We start from the raw sequence: 19278 nt of genomic DNA on the forward strand, positions 1-19278 counted from the left end.
TCCTTAACTTCAACTTCTTCATGAAGGCGATAGAGTAAACACATTGCCTTCCACAACAAGGAACTTACTGAGGAGGGCGATAAAAACAGTGCTCGTAATATTGACTGATTTTATGCATGCGTTGATTATTTTGTCGCCGGCGCCGGATGATAAAAAATAAATTCAGGATCAAAAATCCAATAGCGAAGAATAATAATAACGTATTACCGATATAATATAACAGGGTCATTGAGTCAGGCATGCTATGCAAAAAGATTTGTAACGTGCCATTCGCATCAATTACCATCCCCGTTATTACACCTCCAGTATTAAAAGGTGTGTGTAATAAAATATCAGATAATCGCTGTAATTCTCGCCATTGCTCTAATGGTGTAGGTTCAAATACAGAATTGGTATTTGAAGCATAATCAACGAGCTGTTTTCTTTCATCACTGATTAAAAGCACACCACCCGGTGGTGGACTATTTAACAGTATTGCGGCCTTATCTATTTCTCGGTAGATAAAAGATGATGTGGTGGTGTCAACGAGCTTTTCCAAGGCCTCAGCACTAACAGCACGTAATAAAACATTGGTTCCTGTTAATTTGCCACTTTCTGCACGTTGAACTAATGATGGCCAATCATTGACATTACTTAGGTTTACCAAGGCCATTTTAAGCCGAATACATTCATTTTCTCTCGGGCATAAATCTTGTGTTTTCAAGATAATGCCATCAAAATTATCCAAAAGATTCATGCCAGATTTAGTAATAGCTTGACCTAAGCTTGGGTTTACACGGTTGTTAGAAACGGGGTGTAGCTGCTCTTCAACCAAATATAATAATGCTGCCGCTTTTTCAATCGTACTAGACTCAGGCATTGGCATTGGGTTGCTGTTGTTCCAATAAATGCCCGAACAATCAAAAGGTGCAAATATTGTTTTATTATTCTTACTGGAAAGGTTTGGAGGCATATAACACATTCCGACACCTTTGGCCTGAATAATATCCCCTACATGCAGCTTGGCCGTTTCTAACTCCGTAAAGTTAGTCACTAAATGAGGTTCACTCTCTTTTATCCATGAAAAAGTTAACTTCATTGATAATGATAACGGTTGATAGAGATACAGCATACCTATAATAAATAGGCTACAAACAACAAAGATAATATTTTTAATGTAACGCTTATACGGATAGTTTTTTTCTTCATCATGCAATGATAAATAAGGCCCTTGCTTGATAACATGATGATTAGGATACATTTCTAAATAGGTCACCTTATCAATATCATTTTGAATATAAGGTTCCCAATGTGGAGGATAAACTAAATCAATTCCCCCCAACGAAATATTTTTTACCTGCCCATGATCAAAATTACCAAACAGTCCCCAGCGTTTTAAACGCCCTTTAAAACAGTGTACTTCTTGTTTTCGTGATTTGATGATGGGTCGATAAATAAGAAACAAGCCTAAAACAAGAAAAGTCCCTCCTGCAGCCATTATCCAAGGGAGAAAGACTTGTGGCATCATTAATGCCGTTAACCATAAGATTAACCCTAAGCAAATTAACGAGCCATTCCAAAAACCTGAAGAATGATGTAACCGATACTCTTCGTTGGTTTCTTGGCGAATATGTAATAAATGCGCCGCATCACCTTCATTTTTCTGGATAGTGGAAGTGCCATTTGACAGTATGGGTTCAGAAAGTTGTTTTAAACTTAACGCAGAAAAATGTGATTTTTCATCTTTAAGAAAATGGCCATTCACACCAATGACAATGGGGATAGAAGGAGTACAAACGACATCGAGGACATTTTCTTGTTGCAGATAAGGCACCAGTAATGGAGGAATATGGATCTCTACCGCATCAATGTAATAGCGCCAATGATTGAGCCCCTCTGATGATCCCGCAAACCGGTTAACAATATTACGCAGTGTCGTAACGACTTCACCTTTAGTGGGTATTTCAGGAAAGTTTTGTAACGAATACCCAGAAGAAAACTTAGAGGTGCCAAAATAGGACAAATAGTCACTAATTACCCCATAATCATCTTGTGTTAGTTTACGGTAAGTCGGTTTGGCGAGGGATGGAAGATGATATGAGCCATCAAGCCGCCTTCTTTTAAAGAATAGAAAGGCGGCCATTATAAATAGGCTAATCATGAAGATAGCCAATATAATGACTGATAATCTCATTTTTTCCCCATACTCATGCTGGTGTTGCTTAGTAACAATAACAAATTTGAAATGCCACCTAACATAAGGCAATTCCTATTCTTTAGTTCTATTTTTTTATTAAAATACAATGAATTATATTTGTGTTGTTGCGTTATAATTTATATATATTATCAATTTTATATCCGCCAACCATGCCATTTTCAGATAAAATAGCGCATCAATAAATAATAATACTCCCAAAAAATCAATCAATAACTGGGTTTAGTAGCGGAGTGTACTCAATTTTCACTAAAAAGCTAAATCTAATTGTTGGATTTATTTTATCATTAATGTGTTAAATTCAGGTTAATCTCTATTCCTATCAGGGGCTGTTATGAAAGAACTAAAAAAACCGAATATACTCAATATTGATAACATTGCCCGTTCTCGGTTATTTCAGATCCAATCCGTTAATCTGGAATTTAGCAACGGCGAAAAACGTATTTATGAACGAATGAAACCCGCTAACCGGGAAGCGGTAATGATAGTCCCTATCATCAATGATGACCTGATCCTTATTCGTGAATATGCTGTTGGCATCGAAAATTATGACTTTGGCTTTCCCAAAGGGGCTATTGATGCGGGTGAAACCCCATTACAAGCGGCCAATCGTGAATTAAAAGAAGAAATTGGCTACGGTGCCGGCTCTTTAACCGAGATAGCTAAACTGTCTATGGCGCCCTCCTATTTTTCCAGCAAAATGAACATTGTTATTGCTCAAGATCTCTATCCTGAACAATTAGAAGGCGATGAGCCTGAGCCGTTAGTTCAAATACGTTGGCCTATCGCCAAGATGATGGACTTATTAGATCATCCCGACTTTACCGAAGCTCGTAATGTCAGTGCACTCTTTTTAGCACAACGTTATTTGCAACAAGTTTGTCCAAAATAATAATTGGCTCGCGATATCCAGATAAAATTAAGGCCACCAAATAGGGAGGCCTTGATATCTATCATCTCTTTTTATTAGAAAATAGCGCGTTACCACGCTTTCACCGCATCACCTTTATAAACTTCTTGCGCTTTTTGCAAAATTTCATCACTTTGGAAAACCGCGACGAGTTTTTTTAATCGTTCGTTATCTTTGTCTATGGCTCTGGCAACAATCAAATTAACATAAGGAGAATCGGTATTTTCCATAAATAAACCATCTCGTTTGGCTAATAATCCCACTTGTGAAGAGAAGTTATTATTGATGATGGAAAGGTAAATATTAGGATCACTTAACGTACGAGTTAGTTGTGGTGTATCAATTTCTGCAAATTTAAGTTTCTTAGGGTTTTCAATAATATCAAGTGTCGTTGGTAAATACCCCACCCCATCTTTTAATTTAATCAATCCTTGAGCCTGCAGTAATAATAAACTACGACCTAGGGTGGTTGCTTCATTAGAAATAGCGACGGTAGCACCATCAGGAAGCGCCTCTATGGTTTTGATTTTATTTGAATAAGCTGCAATAGGAAAAATAAAGGTTTTACCTATGATTTCAAATTGATAACCACGCTCTTTGCTTTGAGCTTCGTAGTAAGGTACGGTTTGGAACGCATTCACATCAACATCATTATTACGCAAAGCTTCATTAGGTAACACGTAGTCATTAAAGGTGATCACCTTGATATCTAATCCCTGCTTTTCTTTTGCCAGCTTAACAACTTCATCCCAAATTTGCTGATCTGGTCCTGTATTAATTGCCACTTTTAACGGTTTGTCACCTTCATCTGGTGAGCAAGCGGTTAAAACCAATGAAGTACAGGCCAAAAGCACCACTAATAATAATTTTCTCATCTTCTCTCCAATAATCGACCATGTCACTCTTATTATTTATAACTTATTGTTATTATTAAGTTTAATGTTTTTATTATGCTATCAAGGGGACTACTTATACTATATACCAACATGTATTTAGACATCTAGACGTTTAGATAGTTATTTATAACGGGAAAGAGTGGAGAGATCAAAATAGATTTACACACAAAACATGAAATATTTTCATGTTGGAAGATGAGATGTATCTATATCTATTTATTAGATAACAAAAAGCGGGAAAAACAATCTGTTATCCCGCTTTAGTTATTCGTTAGATCGCTATTTAATCTAACTTTTTGTTTATTATATTAATCAAAATAGCTCGTTAGATTCGCCATTATCCTCAAAGATCCGTGTACCCACTTCACTTTTTGCTTTTTCTGTTGGCTGAGTGCCTTCAATAAAATACTCTTTCATTGATGGTCCATCTCCCGCCAACTTACCGGTATTGCGATCGATTTGAACAGCAACAACGCCTTTTGGCATCGGCATCATTTGTACCGGAACACCTTCTAAAGCAACTTTCATAAAGTCGTTCCAAATAGGTTGTGCCGTTTTGGCACCCGCTTCACCACCCGTTGCGGCAGTTCGCCCTAAATTGCGACTACTATCATCAAAACCAATCCATGCAGTCGCCACAATATTAGCACCATATCCAGAAAACCAAGCATCTTTAGAGCTATTGGTCGTTCCTGTCTTACCACCGATATCTTGACGTTTTAAATCTCGCAATGCACGCCATCCTGTACCAGACCATCCCGGCTCACCAACGAGATTGGTTCTTAACGCATCATGCATTAGAAACGCCAGTGGCGTACTTATCACATGAGGAGCATATGGGCTTTCTTTGACTGTTTCAGCAAGAGGAGCTTGCTCTAACTCAATATCAGGCGCCGTTTCTGCCGGTTGCGCTTGCTGAGATTGTGCGACGTTTTCCATATAATCATCAGATAATGCAATAGAGCGCGTAGTATCACCATAAATCACGGGGATATCGGTACATTCAGGACAAGCGACTTTCGGCTCAGCAGTAAAGATCACTTCACCATCAGCATTTTCAATACGCTGAATAAAATATGGCTCAATGAGATACCCACCATTTGCCATTACCGCAAAACCTCGAGCCATTTGCATTGGTGTAAATGAAGGTGAGCCTAAAGCTAATGACTCTGTTCTATCTATATTTTGATTAGGAAAACCAAAACGCAATAGATAATCTGCAGCGTAATCAACCCCCATCGCCCGCATAGCGCGCACCATAACTACGTTTTTAGATTGACCTAAACCTTGACGTAAACGAATAGGCCCTGCATAAGTAGGTGGTGAGTTTTTAGGGCGCCAATCAGTTCCAGCTCCTGCATCCCAACGACTAATAGGTAAGTCATTTAGTAATGTCGATAATGTTAACCCTTTATCTAATGCTGCCGCATATAAGAAAGGTTTGATATTTGAACCAACTTGACGTAACGATTGAGATACGCGATTAAACTTACTCAATTCAAAATCAAAACCTCCCACCAGCGCAATAATACCGCCATTAAGTGGATCTAATGCGACAAAAGCTGCATTAACCTCAGGAAGCTGTGCTAATAACCAATCATTTTCACTATTTTGTCGTACCCAAATTTGCTCACCAGCATGTACAACAGCATCAACTTTGCTCGGCGTGGCCCCTTGAGCCGTATCAGAAATAAATTTACGCGCCCAACGAACCGCTTTTAAATCGAGTGTTATTTTATCGCCATTTTTTAATACCACCTGAGCTTCTTTAGCATCAGCGGATAACACCACTGCGGGGATTAATGGGCCATAAGTCTGTATACCCTTTAGCTTATCGTTAATGGCTTTATCATCCCAAGGAGTTTGCCCTGCATGCCACAGCACCTCTTGAGCACCGCGATAGCCATGGCGCATATCATAATCAATAACATTATTACGTAGCGCTTGTTCAGCGGCTAATTGATCTTTGCGGATAACTGTAGTGTAAATTTTATAACCATCCGTATAGGCATTTTCGCCATAGCGCTGATACATCTCCATTCTGACCATTTCAGTCAAATAAGGCGCTGAAAAATCAATTTGTGGGGCGTGATATTTAGCCACAATAGGCTCAGCTTTAGCACTGTCATACTCTTCGCGGGTAATATAGTTCTCTTCCAACATGCGTTGTAACACTAAATTACGGCGTTTTAAGGCACGATCATACGAATAAAGTGGGTTTAGTGTCGAAGGGGCTTTAGGTAAACCTGCAATAACAGCCATCTCACTTAAGCTAAGATCATGCACACTTTTACCAAAGTAAACATATGCAGCAGCACCCACACCATAAGCGCGATTTCCTAGATAAATTTTATTGAGATAAAGTGCCAAGATCTCATCTTTTGTAAGCTCTTTCTCAATACGGATAGCCAAAAAGGCTTCTTTGATTTTACGCATTAATTTCTTCTCAGGTGTTAAGAAGAAATTACGCGCTAATTGTTGCGTGATGGTACTGGCACCTTGCGATGCTTGCCCCGATGTTAACGCAACAACAACAGCACGAGAGATGCCAATAGGGTCAATACCATGATGTTCACGAAAACGCGTATCTTCAGTGGCAATAAAGGCATTAATTAATTGCGGAGGCATCTCCTGCAAGGTAAGAGGCAAACGACGTTTTTCGCCATATTGCGCCATTAACTCTCCGTCTGCGCTAAAGACCTGCATAGGAGTTTGTAAACGAACATCTTTTAATGTCGCGACATCGGGTAGTTGAGGCTCGACATATTTATACATGCCATATATCGAGGCTGCTCCCAAAATTATGCAAGCAAAAACGAAGATGAAAAAATATTTTAAGAACTTCACCTTAAATTTCCCATGTAATGTGAATTGGGCAGTTTATAAACAAACAGTGCGTAGTATAAAGGTAACGCCTCTTGGAAAATAGGCTATTACACATTCAATAGATATGGATATCATTTATGAAAACAGATAATTATCAGATTGGTATTGAAATTAATATCAATCATATCAATGCCGTTTTAGTATTTCAGCAGAATAAGCAATGGAAGATCAATGCATTTTGGCAATTCCCTTTACCTCTTAATGATAATATAGATGATATAAATTTAAGAACTATCTTAAAACGATGGCAACAATCTCTACCGCCAATCAACCGTATTGCACTGGCATTACCCGATACAGTGGCAAGTTATCATACCATTGCCTTATCTAACCTGATTTCCCTGACACCAGCAGCCTATTATCGATTAGCACAACTCCGAGCCACATCTCATCAACAAGTCACCAAACAAGCGGTACAATTCGATTATCGGCAACATAACCAACATCTCGCCATCCATTTACATAACAAGACACTGATAGAGACTTATATTGCCTTATTCGCCAAAATAAACTTAACCATCACTGCGATTGATATTCCAGCTTGTGCGTTGCGTTATGTTGCCACACATCTCAACATATCGCCTCACAACATATTAATTTTTTGTCAAAATAATCAATTGCTTTGGGTTTGTGCAGATAAAGAGATGCCCCATTACGGTACTCTTTCTTATCAAGACCACCAAGAGCAAGAAAAACAATTACAGCAATTACTCATCAAGCATCATTGGCCACAGGAGCAATGTTACTTCTCAGGTGACAATGCAGAATACTTTCGCCAACAAATGCCTATTTGGCCAACCCAAAAAGAGCGGCTATTTATGTCTATACCGCCCAAAAAGACGCTACCTCTAATTGCCATTGGTTTAGCTTTGCGTCCTTGGGAGACAGCATGTATCAAATAAATTTTCTTCCTTGGCGTCAAGCCTTATATCGACATCAAGCACAACGGTGGCTTTATTGGAGCATGATACTCGTTGTTATTACATTCAGTGCTTGCGGTTACTACGCTTATTATTTAGTACAACAAGTAAAAACACTCTCACTTTTACAATCACAATATCAAAAACGTGAGTACTCACTACAAAAGCAATATCACAATGACCAACATGAACAGAAAGTCACCCGCTTATATCAACAGCGTTATTGGCATTATTATCAACATTGGCTTCACTATTTAAATTACCTCGCTTTCTTTCAAGCACTAGAAACACTGCTCCCTACGGAAGGTTATATCGCGCAGTTTTCTGAAAATGATGCAACATTTTCGCTTCAGGTGCGGCTTCCTTGTGAGCAGGCACTTACTTTTATATCTAAAGTTAACCAACACCCCAACCTGACATCATTAACACTCTCCTCTTTTCAACAGAGCAAACAAGATCCCCGTTACAGCGAAATAAGGTTTTCTGGTAAGTGGCAGAGTTGGCAATATCAAGTATCTCAACATAGACATAGCGAACAGGATGTCGATAACAATGAAAATAAAGACTAATTGGGTAATTTATTTCGCCCTTTTACCTTTTTGGCAAAAGGCACTCTTAAGTTTAGCCCCTTCTATAATAGTGAGTTTGTTATGTTATCTATTCAGCTTTTCGGGCTATCAGCAGGACATAACCGCGCAACAACAGCTTATTAGCCAACACCAAACGCAGATACAACAACTGCAGTCGATATTGCATTCGTCTCCTGCTATAGCCTTATTAAAAGCGTTACAACATGACTATAAACTTCCACCACAAACAGGCTCAGCCTATCAGCGTTTACAACAGATAATCGATAACCATCACTTGATACCTCATAGTTGGCAACATAGTGTCGATAATAGTTTTAAGCTACGTTTTTCACTCTCTTACTCACAATTACTAACGTTATTAGCGCATCTACATCAAGCAGGTTGCGCTCTTTCTGCACTGCTCATTTCGCCTATCCCCCCTGATTTACTCTCAGTTGAATTGAATTTAGTCGACATAACGACACCAAATGTTCTAGCGCCTTTGAAATCAGAGTGAAATATTATGAAAAGCGTCTTTTTTTATTTGCTGTTACTACTATCTATCTTGTGCTTTGCTGGTTTTGCTCAATCCAGAGATCCTTTTTATCCAGAACAACCTATTGATAGTAATAACACTCACCATTTCATTGATAAAACAGATAATAGTGAAACTCTTCAACACCAAAACAGCACATTACATCATCGTATCTACCCACTACAGTATGCTGATGTAACCACCGTGGCACAGCAGTTAACGAACTATGGAATTTCATTACTCAGTGATCATGGACGAATAGCCATAGATAAAGATTCAAATAGCTTATCCATTATTGATACAGAAAAAGCACATACTGAAATTTCTGATTGGTTAAAAATTAAAGAAACACCACAGCAACAGGTGCATATTACCGCACATATCATCAGTAGCAGTCAGGATGCGTTAAATGAGTTAGGAACGCAGTGGGGATTACTCAATATGAAATCGACAAATTTAGAAGGTACATCAAACAATACTACAACACCCCATAACATAGCATCAGCACAGCTCACAGCACCTTCTCTTGCCGCATTGGCACTGCATCAAAAAACAAAAAACCCCTTACATTACATAGCCTTTAATATCGCCAGAATTAATAGTCGTCTTTTAGAATTAGAACTAAGCGCCTTAGAACAAGAGAAACAACTCGCCATCATTGCCAGTCCTCGATTAACGGCCGCACATGAAAAAACGGCATCTATCAAGCAAGGAACCGAAATTCCCTATGTCAGCAGAGATAACGACACCATCCGAGTTGAATTTAAAGAGGCTGTTTTGGGGATGGAGGTAACGCCGATCATTCAAAGAAGCAATAAAATTAGATTGCTATTAAAAATTAGTCAAAACACACCAGGTATTGCCTTAGTACAAGGAGGTAGTGAACACCTTTCAATAGATAAACAAGAAATAATGACAGAAGTTACTATTCATGATAGTGAGACTCTGATGTTAGGAGGAATATTTCAACAAAAGCAGCAACAGCATGCAGCAAAAATTCCTTTTTTATCTTCACTGCCATTACTAGGGATACTTTTTAGCCATAAGCGTGACCAACATAGTCGTCATGAATTGGTTATTTTTATTACACCCAAATTAATCTAATTTTCTTAGTGTGATTTGTTTTTTTATTATAATACAAACAATTACCTTATTTCTGCCAAGATAAAACTGTAAGTTATTCATTGTTTTTTCTTATAATCTCTATTTATAGATTTGACGCTGAGGACGATTTAGCTTACAAGGGTTAGCTAATTGAGTGGGCCTGAAACATCACAACGATAATACGGATACATTTTATGCACTTCCTCTTTCTTGGAGGTAGGGCTTTTTATATGTAATATTGATCAACTGATGACAGAAAAGACAAAGTGATCAGATGCGGTTTTCCGGCTAAATTGTGTTAGAATCTCCGCATTGCCAACAAAGATAATATAATTTTTATAGGTCATATCTTGTTATGTACTGTAGGCAAAGGGATTTTTATCCTGTGTTGTCGCTTGCGACAACACGTGGTTATTTAATAGCGTTCTACTGAAAAAACTCAGTTTTAATATGAGAGTAGATACACACGTTATCAGGCGTGAATGAAATAAACACTCATAAATTTCAGTTTAGGTCCCGTCGCTGAATGAATTTGGCGGGGCGGGTTATCATTAACGAATATCTTAGTAATACCAAAAACATGGCAGAGAAACGTAATATCTTTCTGGTTGGGCCTATGGGTGCCGGCAAAAGCACTATTGGTCGTCAGTTAGCTCAACAACTTAGTATGGAATTTTATGATTCCGATCAGGAAATTGAGCGACGTACAGGTGCAGATGTAGGTTGGGTATTTGATGTAGAAGGCGAAGAAGGCTTCCATCAACGTGAAGAAAAAATAATCAACGAACTTACTGAAAAGCAAGGCATTGTACTAGCAACAGGTGGTGGTTCGGTGAAATCAAGAGAAACCCGTAACCGACTATCAGCACGCGGTGTTGTTGTTTATTTAGAAACCAACATTGAAAAACAACTTGCTCGTACTCAGCGAGATAAAAAACGTCCTTTATTGCAAGGCGTTGAACCCGTACGTGATGTACTGGAAACCCTCGCAGAAGAACGTAATCCTCTTTACGAAGAGATTGCTGATATCACCATTCATACTGATGATCAGAGTGCAAAAATCGTTGCAAATCAAATTATTGAATTATTAGAGAAAAACTAATAAATTCTTTAGATGAGATGAAAGTAAAGACTACTTGAAGAAGGCCGTTGCTATGGAAAAAATCACTGTGACTTTAGGTGAAAGAAGCTATCCCATTACCATTGCTTCTGGCCTTTTTCACCAGCCTGAAACCTTTTTACCTTTAAAAAAAGGGCAACAAGTGATGATTGTCACAAATGTGACACTTGCGCCGCTCTATCTAGACAAGGTAACAAACACCTTAGAACAACAAGGTGTTTTGGTTGATAGCGTGATTTTACCTGATGGGGAACAGTATAAATCCCTGACAGTAATGAATGATGTCTTTACTGCATTATTAGAAAAAAATCACAATCGAGATACAACACTGCTTGCACTAGGGGGTGGTGTTATTGGTGACTTAACAGGCTTTGCGGCTGCAAGTTATCAACGTGGTGTACGTTTTATTCAAGTTCCTACTACGTTATTATCACAGGTCGATTCTTCTGTCGGTGGAAAAACAGCAGTTAACCATCCACTGGGTAAGAATATGATTGGTGCTTTCTATCAGCCTGCATCTGTTGTTATCGATCTCGATTGTCTTGCAACGCTTCCTCCTCGTGAGTTGTCATCAGGCTTAGCGGAGGTGATTAAATATGGCATTATTTTAGATAAAGACTTCTTTATCTGGCTTGAAAACAATATTGATAAACTGATAGCGCTTGAACCTAAAGCCATGGCTTACTGTATTCGCCGTTGCTGTGAACTTAAGGCACAAGTAGTCGCAGCAGACGAAAAAGAGACGAGTGGTCTACGAGCTTTACTTAATTTAGGTCATACTTATGGTCACGCAATTGAAGCACATATGGGATATGGTGTGTGGCTACATGGTGAAGCTGTCGCTGCGGGTATGGTTATGGCGGCTAAAACCGCACAAGATTTGGGTCAATTTACTCAGGCAGAAACTCAGCGAGTGATCCAATTACTTAAAAAAGCAAATCTTCCCGTCAATGGTCCTGATGAGATGCAACCTGAAGACTATTTACCTCATATGATGCGAGATAAAAAAGTTTCCGCGGGTAAATTGCACCTTGTATTACCAAAAGGTATCGGTCAATCAGAACTACGTGCGGATATCTCTCGCGAACAAGTGTATAAAGCGATAACATCATGCATTAATGTAAATTAAGCATACCATCACCTAACGAGAGATAAACTGGAAAGTCTATTTAAGGAAAATTCTGGTTAATAATCTCAAATGTGACGTTTCAGAAAAAGCGTTTCATCCTTATACTAGAGGTAATGGCTAACTTTCGCTTTTTGACGCTCTGACGGAGGGCATAATGGACGAGTTCAAACCTGAAAATGAAATTAAGAGTGGCGATAACTCACTCAAACCTGATACTTCGGATAGACCCGAACGTCGCACTAATCGACCTCGTAATAACCCATTAAAAAATGCTCGTTTCTCTGTATCCCGTCAACAGATGATGATAGGTGTTGGGGTACTGGTTCTCATTCTTTTAATTATTGCGATAAGCTCTGCGCTGAAATCACCAGACAGTGATAAAGAAACAACGGCCTCAACAACAGGAACAGAAAAGAATATTGAACTGTCTCAGCCTTCGGTAACATCAATAGACAATCAAACATCCACACCTCAGGAGCTGACGGGTCAACAAATACAGCAGCCTACAACGCAGCCATCTCAAAATCTCCCCCCAATGATTGACTCTCAAGGTCAACGTGTTGAGATCCCAGGAGATATTGTTGATTCACTCAATCAACAACAAGCAGGTGTTAACCAAGCTGTTAATCAACAACAGCAAAATACACAAAACCAACCGACAACGCCACAAACTCCGGTGACCAAACCGCAACCGGCACCAACACAAAAACCAGAGGTCAAACCTACACCAACCAAGCCGGTAACACCTCCTGCAACCACACAGACTAAGCCTGTGGCAAAACCAACCACAAAACCCGTTGCATCAGGAGCCTTATCAGCAAATAACCTAGCAGCCATTCCTGCAACAAATTATACTTTGCAGTTAAGTGGTGCGAGTCGCCAAGATACGTTAGAAGCTTTCGCTAAAAAAAATCTTAATGGAAACTACGCTATTTATAAAACCCAGCGTAATGGTAATCCTTGGTATGTACTCATCTATGGTAACTATCGTAATATAAGCGAAGCAAAACAGGCCGTGGCTTCATTACCGGCGGCTGTGCAAGCTAAAAAACCTTGGGTTAGACCTATGAAACATGTTCATCAGGATCTAAAAAAATAAGTTAACGATGTTCACCGCTGATATGCTGTCTGAAACAGAGTACAATCGGCGACTCTGAAACGATTGAGAAATTTGGACGGCATGAAAAAAAAACGCGCATTCCTAAAATGGGCTGGTGGTAAATACCCTTTGGTAGATGACATTAAGCGTCATCTACCTCAAGGTAACTGTTTAATTGAACCTTTTATGGGTGCTGGCTCTGTATTTTTAAATACAGAATATGATTCATATATTCTTGCCGATATAAATAGCGATCTCATCCATCTCTATAATACGGTAAAACTGTATCCTGAAAAATTTATGAAGGATGCTCAACTATTATTCACTCCTCAGATGAATAATGCAGAAGAGTTTTATCAACTACGACAAGACTTTAATCAATCAACAGATCCATACCAACGCAGTGTACTTTTTCTCTACTTAAACCGTCATTGCTACAATGGATTATGCCGTTACAACTCCAAAGGAGAATATAATGTTCCTTTTGGTCGCTACAAAAAACCTTATTTTCCAGAAGACGAATTGATTTGGTTTTCAGAAAAAGCGCAAAAAGCCTTATTTGTCTGCCAAAGCTATTCATCAACCATGACAAATGCCACCAAAGGTTCTGTTGTATACTGTGATCCACCTTATGCACCGTTATCACCGACGGCAAATTTTACCTCATACCATACAAATAGCTTTAGTTTCCAAGAACAACAGCATCTAGCTCAACTTGCCTCAATGTTGGCTTACGAGAGACAGATACCCGTGTTAATATCAAATCATGAAACTGCGTTAACAAAAGAGTGGTATGTAGACGCGAAAGAGCTACATAGTGTGAAAGTCAGAAGAACAATTAGTAGCAACACACTAGGTCGTAGCAAAGTGAACGAATTACTAGCCTTATATAAATAATCGTTAACACTTCCCGACAATGGGAGTGTTGTCAGGAGAACGCGATGAAAGATTTTCTGATTGCCCCTTCTATTTTATCTGCAGATTTCGCCCGCCTTGGTGAAGATACGGAGAAAGTGCTCGCTGCAGGTGCTGATGTGGTTCATTTTGATGTAATGGATAATCACTATGTCCCTAACTTAACGTTCGGTGCACCAATTTGTAAAGCGCTACGCAACTACGGGATCACAGCACCTATTGATGTCCACTTAATGGTAAAACCGGTTGATCGTATTATTCCTGATTTTGCACAAGCAGGAGCAACCTATATTTCATTTCATGCCGAAGCCAGTGAGCATGTTGATCGCACTATTCAATTAATCAAAGATTGTGGCTGTAAAGCAGGTTTAGTCCTTAATCCTGCCACGCCTCTCAACTATCTCGATTATGTAATGGATAAATTAGATCTTATTCTTCTGATGTCAGTAAACCCTGGCTTCGGTGGTCAATCATTTATACCAAAGACACTCGATAAATTACGTCAAGTTCGCAAGATGATTGATGATGGTGGCTATGACATTCGTTTAGAAATTGATGGCGGTGTCAAAGTTGATAATATTGCCGAAATTGCTCAAGCAGGTGCGGATATGTTTGTTGCTGGCTCTGCTATTTTCAATCAGCCAGATTATAAACAGGTTATCGACAATATGCGCCGAGAATTAGATAAGGTATCGAAATGACAGAAAAAAAACTCAAAGGTATTCGTGCTATCGCTTTTGATCTTGATGGTACACTAACTGACAGCGCTGTTGGGCTAACAGAAGCCACAAACTATGCACTAAAAGCAAAAGGCTTCCCAACAGTGGATAAACACCATGTCACCATTTGGGTTGGTAATGGTGTTGATATGCTATTAAAGCGCGCCCTGCACCATTGTGGTGTTAAAGATGTCACCGATACTTTATTAAAAGAGGTACGTGATCTCTTTGATGAGTGCTATGCAAACTCTGTCAAAACAGGAAGCAATCTATTTCCACACGTTAAAGAGACACTAGAAAAACTTGCTTCGTATTCTCTCTCCTTAGGCATAGTGACGAATAAACCCACTCCTTTTATCCAACCACTGTTAAAGCAATTAGGTATAGACAACGACTTCTCATTGGTGCTTGGTGGTGATGATGTAAAACAAAAAAAAACCCCATCCAGCGCCATTATATTTAACAATGGGCACGTTTGGTGTTAAAAAAGAAGAGCTTCTTTTTGTCGGAGATTCCCGTAACGATATTATCGCCGCACAAGCAGCACAGTGCCCTTGTGTGGGGTTAACTTATGGTTATAACTACGGTGAACCCATTGCAGATAGCAAACCCGATTTTATACTCGACGATTTTGCTGATTTGCTCTCTATCCTTGATATTACGTCAATGACAACAGTGGAACAGAACTAACATGACGACTTCAGTAGAAAAAAAGGCTCAAAAGCCTATTGTATTCAGTGGTGCACAACCTTCTGGTGAGTTAACTATCGGGAACTATATGGGAGCACTACGTCAGTGGGTACAAATGCAAGATGACTACGATTGCATTTACTGTATCGTTGACCAACATGCCATTACTGTACGCCAAGATCCTACCGAACTGCGAAAAAGAACCTTAGATACACTGGCTCTTTATCTCGCTTGTGGCATTGATCCTGAAAAGAGCACAATCTTTGTACAATCTCATGTTCCACAACATGCACAATTAGGCTGGGCGCTAAACTGCTACACCTACTTTGGTGAATTAAGCCGTATGACCCAATTTAAAGATAAATCAGCTCGTCATGCTGAAAATATCAATGCAGGATTATTTGATTATCCCGTCTTAATGGCAGCCGATATCCTCCTTTATCAAACCAACCAAGTACCGGTTGGCATTGACCAAAAACAACATCTTGAATTAAGCCGTGATATTGCCCAACGCTTTAATGCCATCTATGGGGACATTTTCACCGTACCCGATCCTTTTATTCCAAAAGGTGGCGCACGCGTGATGGCATTACAAGATCCCGCTAAGAAAATGTCTAAATCTGATGATAACCGCAATAATGTTATCGCTTTACTTGAAGATCCCAAAGCGGCGGCGAAAAAAATAAAACGTGCTGTTACAGACTCAGAAGAGCCACCTCGCGTTGCGTATGATCTAGAAAACAAAGCCGGTGTCTCTAACTTATTAGATATTTTAGCGGGTGTAACAGGTAAAACTATCCCTGAACTCGAAGCTGAATTTGAAGGCAAAATGTACGGTCATCTAAAAGGCGCGGTTGCTGAGGCTGTATCAGATATGCTGACAAATATTCAAGAACGCTTTAACACCTTCCGTAATGATGAAGCACTATTAAATAAAATCATGAAAGAAGGTGCCGATAAGGCGAAAGCGCGCGCTCAAACAACCTTAGATAAGGTTTATGAGGCTATTGGGTTTATTGCTCACCCATAATCGTTATTATAGGCCAGATAACTGCTGGCCTATTTTCTGACTATTTCTTAAATAGCCTTCTATCAAAACTTTCAATAGTTTGTTTTTGCAATCTTAACTGCATGGTTTTACACCAACTAGCAGATAGTCCTGCCGCTGTTAATAAGCGACGATACGACTCCTCATCAAATGGCATATGAAAAGCAATAGCAATTGCTTCTTTGACAGAGATATCGCTATTTCTTGAGCGTAGAACCAAAGGATGATGACAGCCTACTTCGCCGGGACTTATCACGCGATATAACCAGCCACAAAAACCGCTATCTTGCATCAGTTGTGAAAAATCGCTGATATCAGTCACCGTGTTTAGCTTATAACAAGGTGAACGAGGCTGGGTCACTTGAATTAAAGCGTCACCCCATTGATATATATCACCAATAAAAACATTCTCTTCTGTCAGACCGGTAGTCGAAATATTTTCACCAAACGCAGGAGCATTAAATAAGTCAGCCAGTTGAGGAAATTGCTCAGACCAGTAATGATAATGTTCTTGAGGATAATGGCACAAAGCGCGATCAGGCCCACCATGAAACCCTTTTTCTGCTTGCTCATCACCTGCTAAGCCCAGTGATGTTAGTTTAATATGCCCATCCACCAGCCTTTTGGTGATCGCACTGGTAAATCCATTTGCAGTCGTCGTGATATTGCCAATAAAAACACTGGGGAAATAGCGCATAACTCATTGCCTCAATGAAAAAAAGTCCTTTTATAATAAAGAGAGCAGGCTAAATAAACAATGCCGACAATAATTGTCGGCATTGATAAATAGAGAGAAAAGAGAATGATAGCAATATTATGCTTTGCTCTGATAGCGTTTTTGCGCCTCATCCCAGTTAACTACAGACCAGAATGCTTTGATATAATCAGGACGACGGTTTTGATATTTCAAGTAATACGCATGTTCCCATACATCTAAGCCAATAATTGGATAGCCAGATGCACCTGCTAACTCTTCACCCATTAATGGGCTATCTTGGTTTGCGGTAGAAACAACAGCTAATTTTCCATCATCTTTTAATACTAACCATGCCCAACCTGAACCAAAACGGCTAGCAGCGGCTTTTTCAAACAACTCTTTAAATGCATCAACACTACCAAAATCACGTTCAATGGCATCTTTTAATGAACCATGTAATTGAGTGCCTAGCTTTAATCCTTTCCAGAAGAAAGTATGGTTAGAATGACCACCCGCATTGTTACGTACAAAGGTACGTTGATCAGCAGGTACTTTATGTAAATTCTTAACGAGTTCATCAATTTCTAAACCCGCTAATTCAGGCAGTTTTTCTAACGCAGTATTGGTATTGTTCACATAAGTTTGATGATGCTTAGTATGGTGAATTTCCATTGTGCGCTCATCAAAATGAGGTTCTAGCGCATCATAAGCATAAGGGAGTGCAGGTAATGTATAGCTCATATTAATCTCCAGTGCTGTTTTATATTCGATCACGCCATGTGATTTATCTCTTTATTATAGTGAAAAAAATGTTAATGAAAATCATTATCATATCCATATTATTTTTGTGGTTTTTTATCCAACCCAGTGACATCAATTTTCACAGTATTTTATTTTAAATAAAAAGCTTATTATTGGTTTAATATTTCATAAAATACCCAAAAGGTAGATAAATTATACATAACAACCTTTAGCACTAATTGATCACGCCATGAAAAGCATTTCCATTATTTCGTGATCTTATGCGCAAAAAAGAAACAATGTCTCTTTACCCTCTTTTGTTAACGACTTTTTGACATAGTATTAACAACAGTAAGGAGAACAATTATGACAAAAATAAACCAACATCACATTCCTGCAAACATTGCAGAGCACGCCCTGATTAATAAAGAGCAATACCAAAAAGATTATGCATTATCCATCGAAAACCCTGAGGCCTTTTGGGCAGATAAAGGGAAAATTGTTGATTGGATAACCCCCTATACTATCGTGAAAAATACCTCCTTTGATCCAGGCCATGTCCGTATTCGCTGGTTTGAAGATGGGCAACTTAACATTAGCCAAAACTGTCTTGATCGCCATTTAGAAAAACGCGCGGATCAAGTTGCTATTATTTGGGAAGGTGATTCCCCTAATGAATCGAAAAGCATTACCTATCGCCAACTTCATCAAGATGTTTGTCAATTCGCCAATGTATTAAAAAAACTAGGTATCAAAAAAGGCGATGTAGTGGCTATTTATATGCCAATGGTTCCTGAAGCGGCTGTTGCGATGTTAGCTTGTACTCGTATTGGGGCTATTCATTCTGTTATTTTTGGTGGTTTCTCACCAGAAGCAGTGGCAGGGCGCATTATTGACTCTAAAGCAAAATTAGTGATCACCGCAGATGAAGGCTTACGTGCTGGTAGAGCAATCCCCTTAAAGAAAAATGTTGATGATGCCCTCACTCATGTGGATATCCCGCCTATTGAACATATTGTGGTCTTACGTCGAACAGGGCAAACAGAACAATGGATTGAAGGACGCGATTTATGGTGGGATGAAATTGTTCAAGGCGTCAGTACAGA

At 39.2% G+C, this 19278-nt stretch carries 17 protein-coding genes and 1 pseudogene; 13 read left to right on the plus strand and 5 right to left on the minus strand.

The window, feature by feature from the left end; translation table 11 throughout:
- Positions 1-64 precede the first annotated feature (64 nt).
- The gene (gene umoB / locus ACYUCW_RS14645) at positions 65-2173 is read right to left on the minus strand and encodes a flagellar biogenesis regulator UmoB (protein WP_017827151.1); all 2109 of its coding nucleotides are present in this window, start codon (positions 2171-2173) and stop codon (positions 65-67) included.
- A gap of 355 nt (positions 2174-2528) precedes the next feature.
- On the opposite strand from umoB, the gene nudE reads away from it, so the two are divergent.
- Positions 2529-3086, plus strand: a complete 558-nt coding sequence (gene nudE, locus ACYUCW_RS14650; RefSeq protein ID WP_004246647.1) for an ADP compounds hydrolase NudE — start codon at positions 2529-2531, stop codon at positions 3084-3086.
- An 89-nt stretch (positions 3087-3175) separates the two neighbouring features.
- Here the strand turns inward: nudE and ACYUCW_RS14655 are convergent, their stop codons facing one another.
- The gene (locus ACYUCW_RS14655) at positions 3176-3979 is read right to left on the minus strand and encodes a MetQ/NlpA family ABC transporter substrate-binding protein (RefSeq protein ID WP_004249852.1); all 804 of its coding nucleotides are present in this window, start codon (positions 3977-3979) and stop codon (positions 3176-3178) included.
- A gap of 333 nt (positions 3980-4312) precedes the next feature.
- Positions 4313-6847, minus strand: a complete 2535-nt coding sequence (gene mrcA, locus ACYUCW_RS14660) for a peptidoglycan glycosyltransferase/peptidoglycan DD-transpeptidase MrcA (protein ID WP_012368592.1) — start codon at positions 6845-6847, stop codon at positions 4313-4315.
- A 116-nt stretch (positions 6848-6963) separates the two neighbouring features.
- On the opposite strand from mrcA, the gene ACYUCW_RS14665 reads away from it, so the two are divergent.
- The 11 genes and pseudogenes from ACYUCW_RS14665 (at position 6964) to trpS (ending at position 16716) form a co-directional block, all read left to right on the plus strand.
- Positions 6964-7788 carry a type IV pilus biogenesis protein PilM gene (locus tag ACYUCW_RS14665; protein ID WP_036919369.1) on the plus strand — a complete coding sequence of 275 codons (825 nt, stop codon included), beginning with the start codon at positions 6964-6966 and terminating at the stop codon, positions 7786-7788.
- Positions 7776-8375: a PilN domain-containing protein gene (locus tag ACYUCW_RS14670; protein ID WP_004246641.1), complete on the plus strand. Its 600-nt coding sequence runs from the start codon at positions 7776-7778 to the stop codon at positions 8373-8375. Before ACYUCW_RS14665 ends, ACYUCW_RS14670 begins: the two co-directional genes overlap by 13 nt.
- On the plus strand, positions 8359-8892 hold the full coding sequence (locus ACYUCW_RS14675; protein ID WP_004246640.1) for a hypothetical protein: 534 nt from the start codon (positions 8359-8361) through the stop codon (positions 8890-8892). Before ACYUCW_RS14670 ends, ACYUCW_RS14675 begins: the two co-directional genes overlap by 17 nt.
- A gap of 6 nt (positions 8893-8898) precedes the next feature.
- Complete coding sequence (locus ACYUCW_RS14680) at positions 8899-10014, plus strand: secretin N-terminal domain-containing protein (protein WP_460408884.1); 1116 nt, start codon at positions 8899-8901, stop codon at positions 10012-10014.
- 580 nt (positions 10015-10594) lie between these two features.
- Positions 10595-11116 (plus strand): shikimate kinase AroK, encoded by a 522-nt coding sequence (aroK, locus tag ACYUCW_RS14685; protein ID WP_460408886.1) that lies wholly within the window; start codon positions 10595-10597, stop codon positions 11114-11116.
- Between the two features lie 52 nt (positions 11117-11168).
- Complete coding sequence (aroB, locus tag ACYUCW_RS14690; RefSeq protein WP_151251192.1) at positions 11169-12263, plus strand: 3-dehydroquinate synthase; 1095 nt, start codon at positions 11169-11171, stop codon at positions 12261-12263.
- Between the two features lie 154 nt (positions 12264-12417).
- Positions 12418-13362, plus strand: a complete 945-nt coding sequence (locus ACYUCW_RS14695; RefSeq protein WP_017827155.1) for an SPOR domain-containing protein — start codon at positions 12418-12420, stop codon at positions 13360-13362.
- An 81-nt stretch (positions 13363-13443) separates the two neighbouring features.
- Entirely contained in the window at positions 13444-14259 is an 816-nt protein-coding gene (dam, locus tag ACYUCW_RS14700) for an adenine-specific DNA-methyltransferase (RefSeq protein WP_004249858.1), read from the plus strand.
- Between the two features lie 44 nt (positions 14260-14303).
- The gene (rpe, locus tag ACYUCW_RS14705) at positions 14304-14978 is read left to right on the plus strand and encodes a ribulose-phosphate 3-epimerase (protein WP_004246629.1); all 675 of its coding nucleotides are present in this window, start codon (positions 14304-14306) and stop codon (positions 14976-14978) included.
- Positions 14975-15686: pseudogene (locus tag ACYUCW_RS14710) on the plus strand (phosphoglycolate phosphatase). Before rpe ends, ACYUCW_RS14710 begins: the two are co-directional and overlap by 4 nt.
- Position 15687: 1 nt before the next feature.
- Positions 15688-16716 (plus strand): tryptophan--tRNA ligase, encoded by a 1029-nt coding sequence (gene trpS / locus ACYUCW_RS14715; RefSeq protein ID WP_004246627.1) that lies wholly within the window; start codon positions 15688-15690, stop codon positions 16714-16716.
- Between the two features lie 40 nt (positions 16717-16756).
- Here the strand turns inward: trpS and yiiM are convergent, their stop codons facing one another.
- Both yiiM and sodA read right to left on the minus strand, forming a co-directional pair.
- Entirely contained in the window at positions 16757-17431 is a 675-nt protein-coding gene (gene yiiM, locus ACYUCW_RS14720; RefSeq protein WP_012368600.1) for a 6-hydroxyaminopurine reductase, read from the minus strand.
- Between the two features lie 117 nt (positions 17432-17548).
- Entirely contained in the window at positions 17549-18172 is a 624-nt protein-coding gene (gene sodA / locus ACYUCW_RS14725) for a superoxide dismutase [Mn] (RefSeq protein ID WP_004249861.1), read from the minus strand.
- A gap of 366 nt (positions 18173-18538) precedes the next feature.
- On the opposite strand from sodA, the gene ACYUCW_RS14730 reads away from it, so the two are divergent.
- Positions 18539-19278: AMP-binding protein (locus ACYUCW_RS14730; RefSeq protein WP_460408891.1), on the plus strand; the 740-nt coding region annotated here is incomplete at its 3' end.

It is taken from the genome of Proteus sp. MB838 (genome assembly GCF_054767435.1).

Coding starts and splice junctions, on each gene's coding strand:
- umoB (WP_017827151.1), bottom strand. CDS start 2,173: ATGAGATTATCAGTCATTATATTGGCTATCTTCATGATTAGCCTATTT.
- nudE (WP_004246647.1), top strand. CDS start 2,529: ATGAAAGAACTAAAAAAACCGAATATACTCAATATTGATAACATTGCC.
- ACYUCW_RS14655 (WP_004249852.1), bottom strand. CDS start 3,979: ATGAGAAAATTATTATTAGTGGTGCTTTTGGCCTGTACTTCATTGGTT.
- ACYUCW_RS14665 (WP_036919369.1), top strand. CDS start 6,964: ATGAAAACAGATAATTATCAGATTGGTATTGAAATTAATATCAATCAT.
- ACYUCW_RS14670 (WP_004246641.1), top strand. CDS start 7,776: ATGTATCAAATAAATTTTCTTCCTTGGCGTCAAGCCTTATATCGACAT.
- ACYUCW_RS14675 (WP_004246640.1), top strand. CDS start 8,359: ATGAAAATAAAGACTAATTGGGTAATTTATTTCGCCCTTTTACCTTTT.
- ACYUCW_RS14680 (WP_460408884.1), top strand. CDS start 8,899: ATGAAAAGCGTCTTTTTTTATTTGCTGTTACTACTATCTATCTTGTGC.
- aroK (WP_460408886.1), top strand. CDS start 10,595: ATGGCAGAGAAACGTAATATCTTTCTGGTTGGGCCTATGGGTGCCGGC.
- aroB (WP_151251192.1), top strand. CDS start 11,169: ATGGAAAAAATCACTGTGACTTTAGGTGAAAGAAGCTATCCCATTACC.
- ACYUCW_RS14695 (WP_017827155.1), top strand. CDS start 12,418: ATGGACGAGTTCAAACCTGAAAATGAAATTAAGAGTGGCGATAACTCA.
- dam (WP_004249858.1), top strand. CDS start 13,444: ATGAAAAAAAAACGCGCATTCCTAAAATGGGCTGGTGGTAAATACCCT.
- rpe (WP_004246629.1), top strand. CDS start 14,304: ATGAAAGATTTTCTGATTGCCCCTTCTATTTTATCTGCAGATTTCGCC.
- trpS (WP_004246627.1), top strand. CDS start 15,688: ATGACGACTTCAGTAGAAAAAAAGGCTCAAAAGCCTATTGTATTCAGT.
- yiiM (WP_012368600.1), bottom strand. CDS start 17,431: ATGCGCTATTTCCCCAGTGTTTTTATTGGCAATATCACGACGACTGCA.
- sodA (WP_004249861.1), bottom strand. CDS start 18,172: ATGAGCTATACATTACCTGCACTCCCTTATGCTTATGATGCGCTAGAA.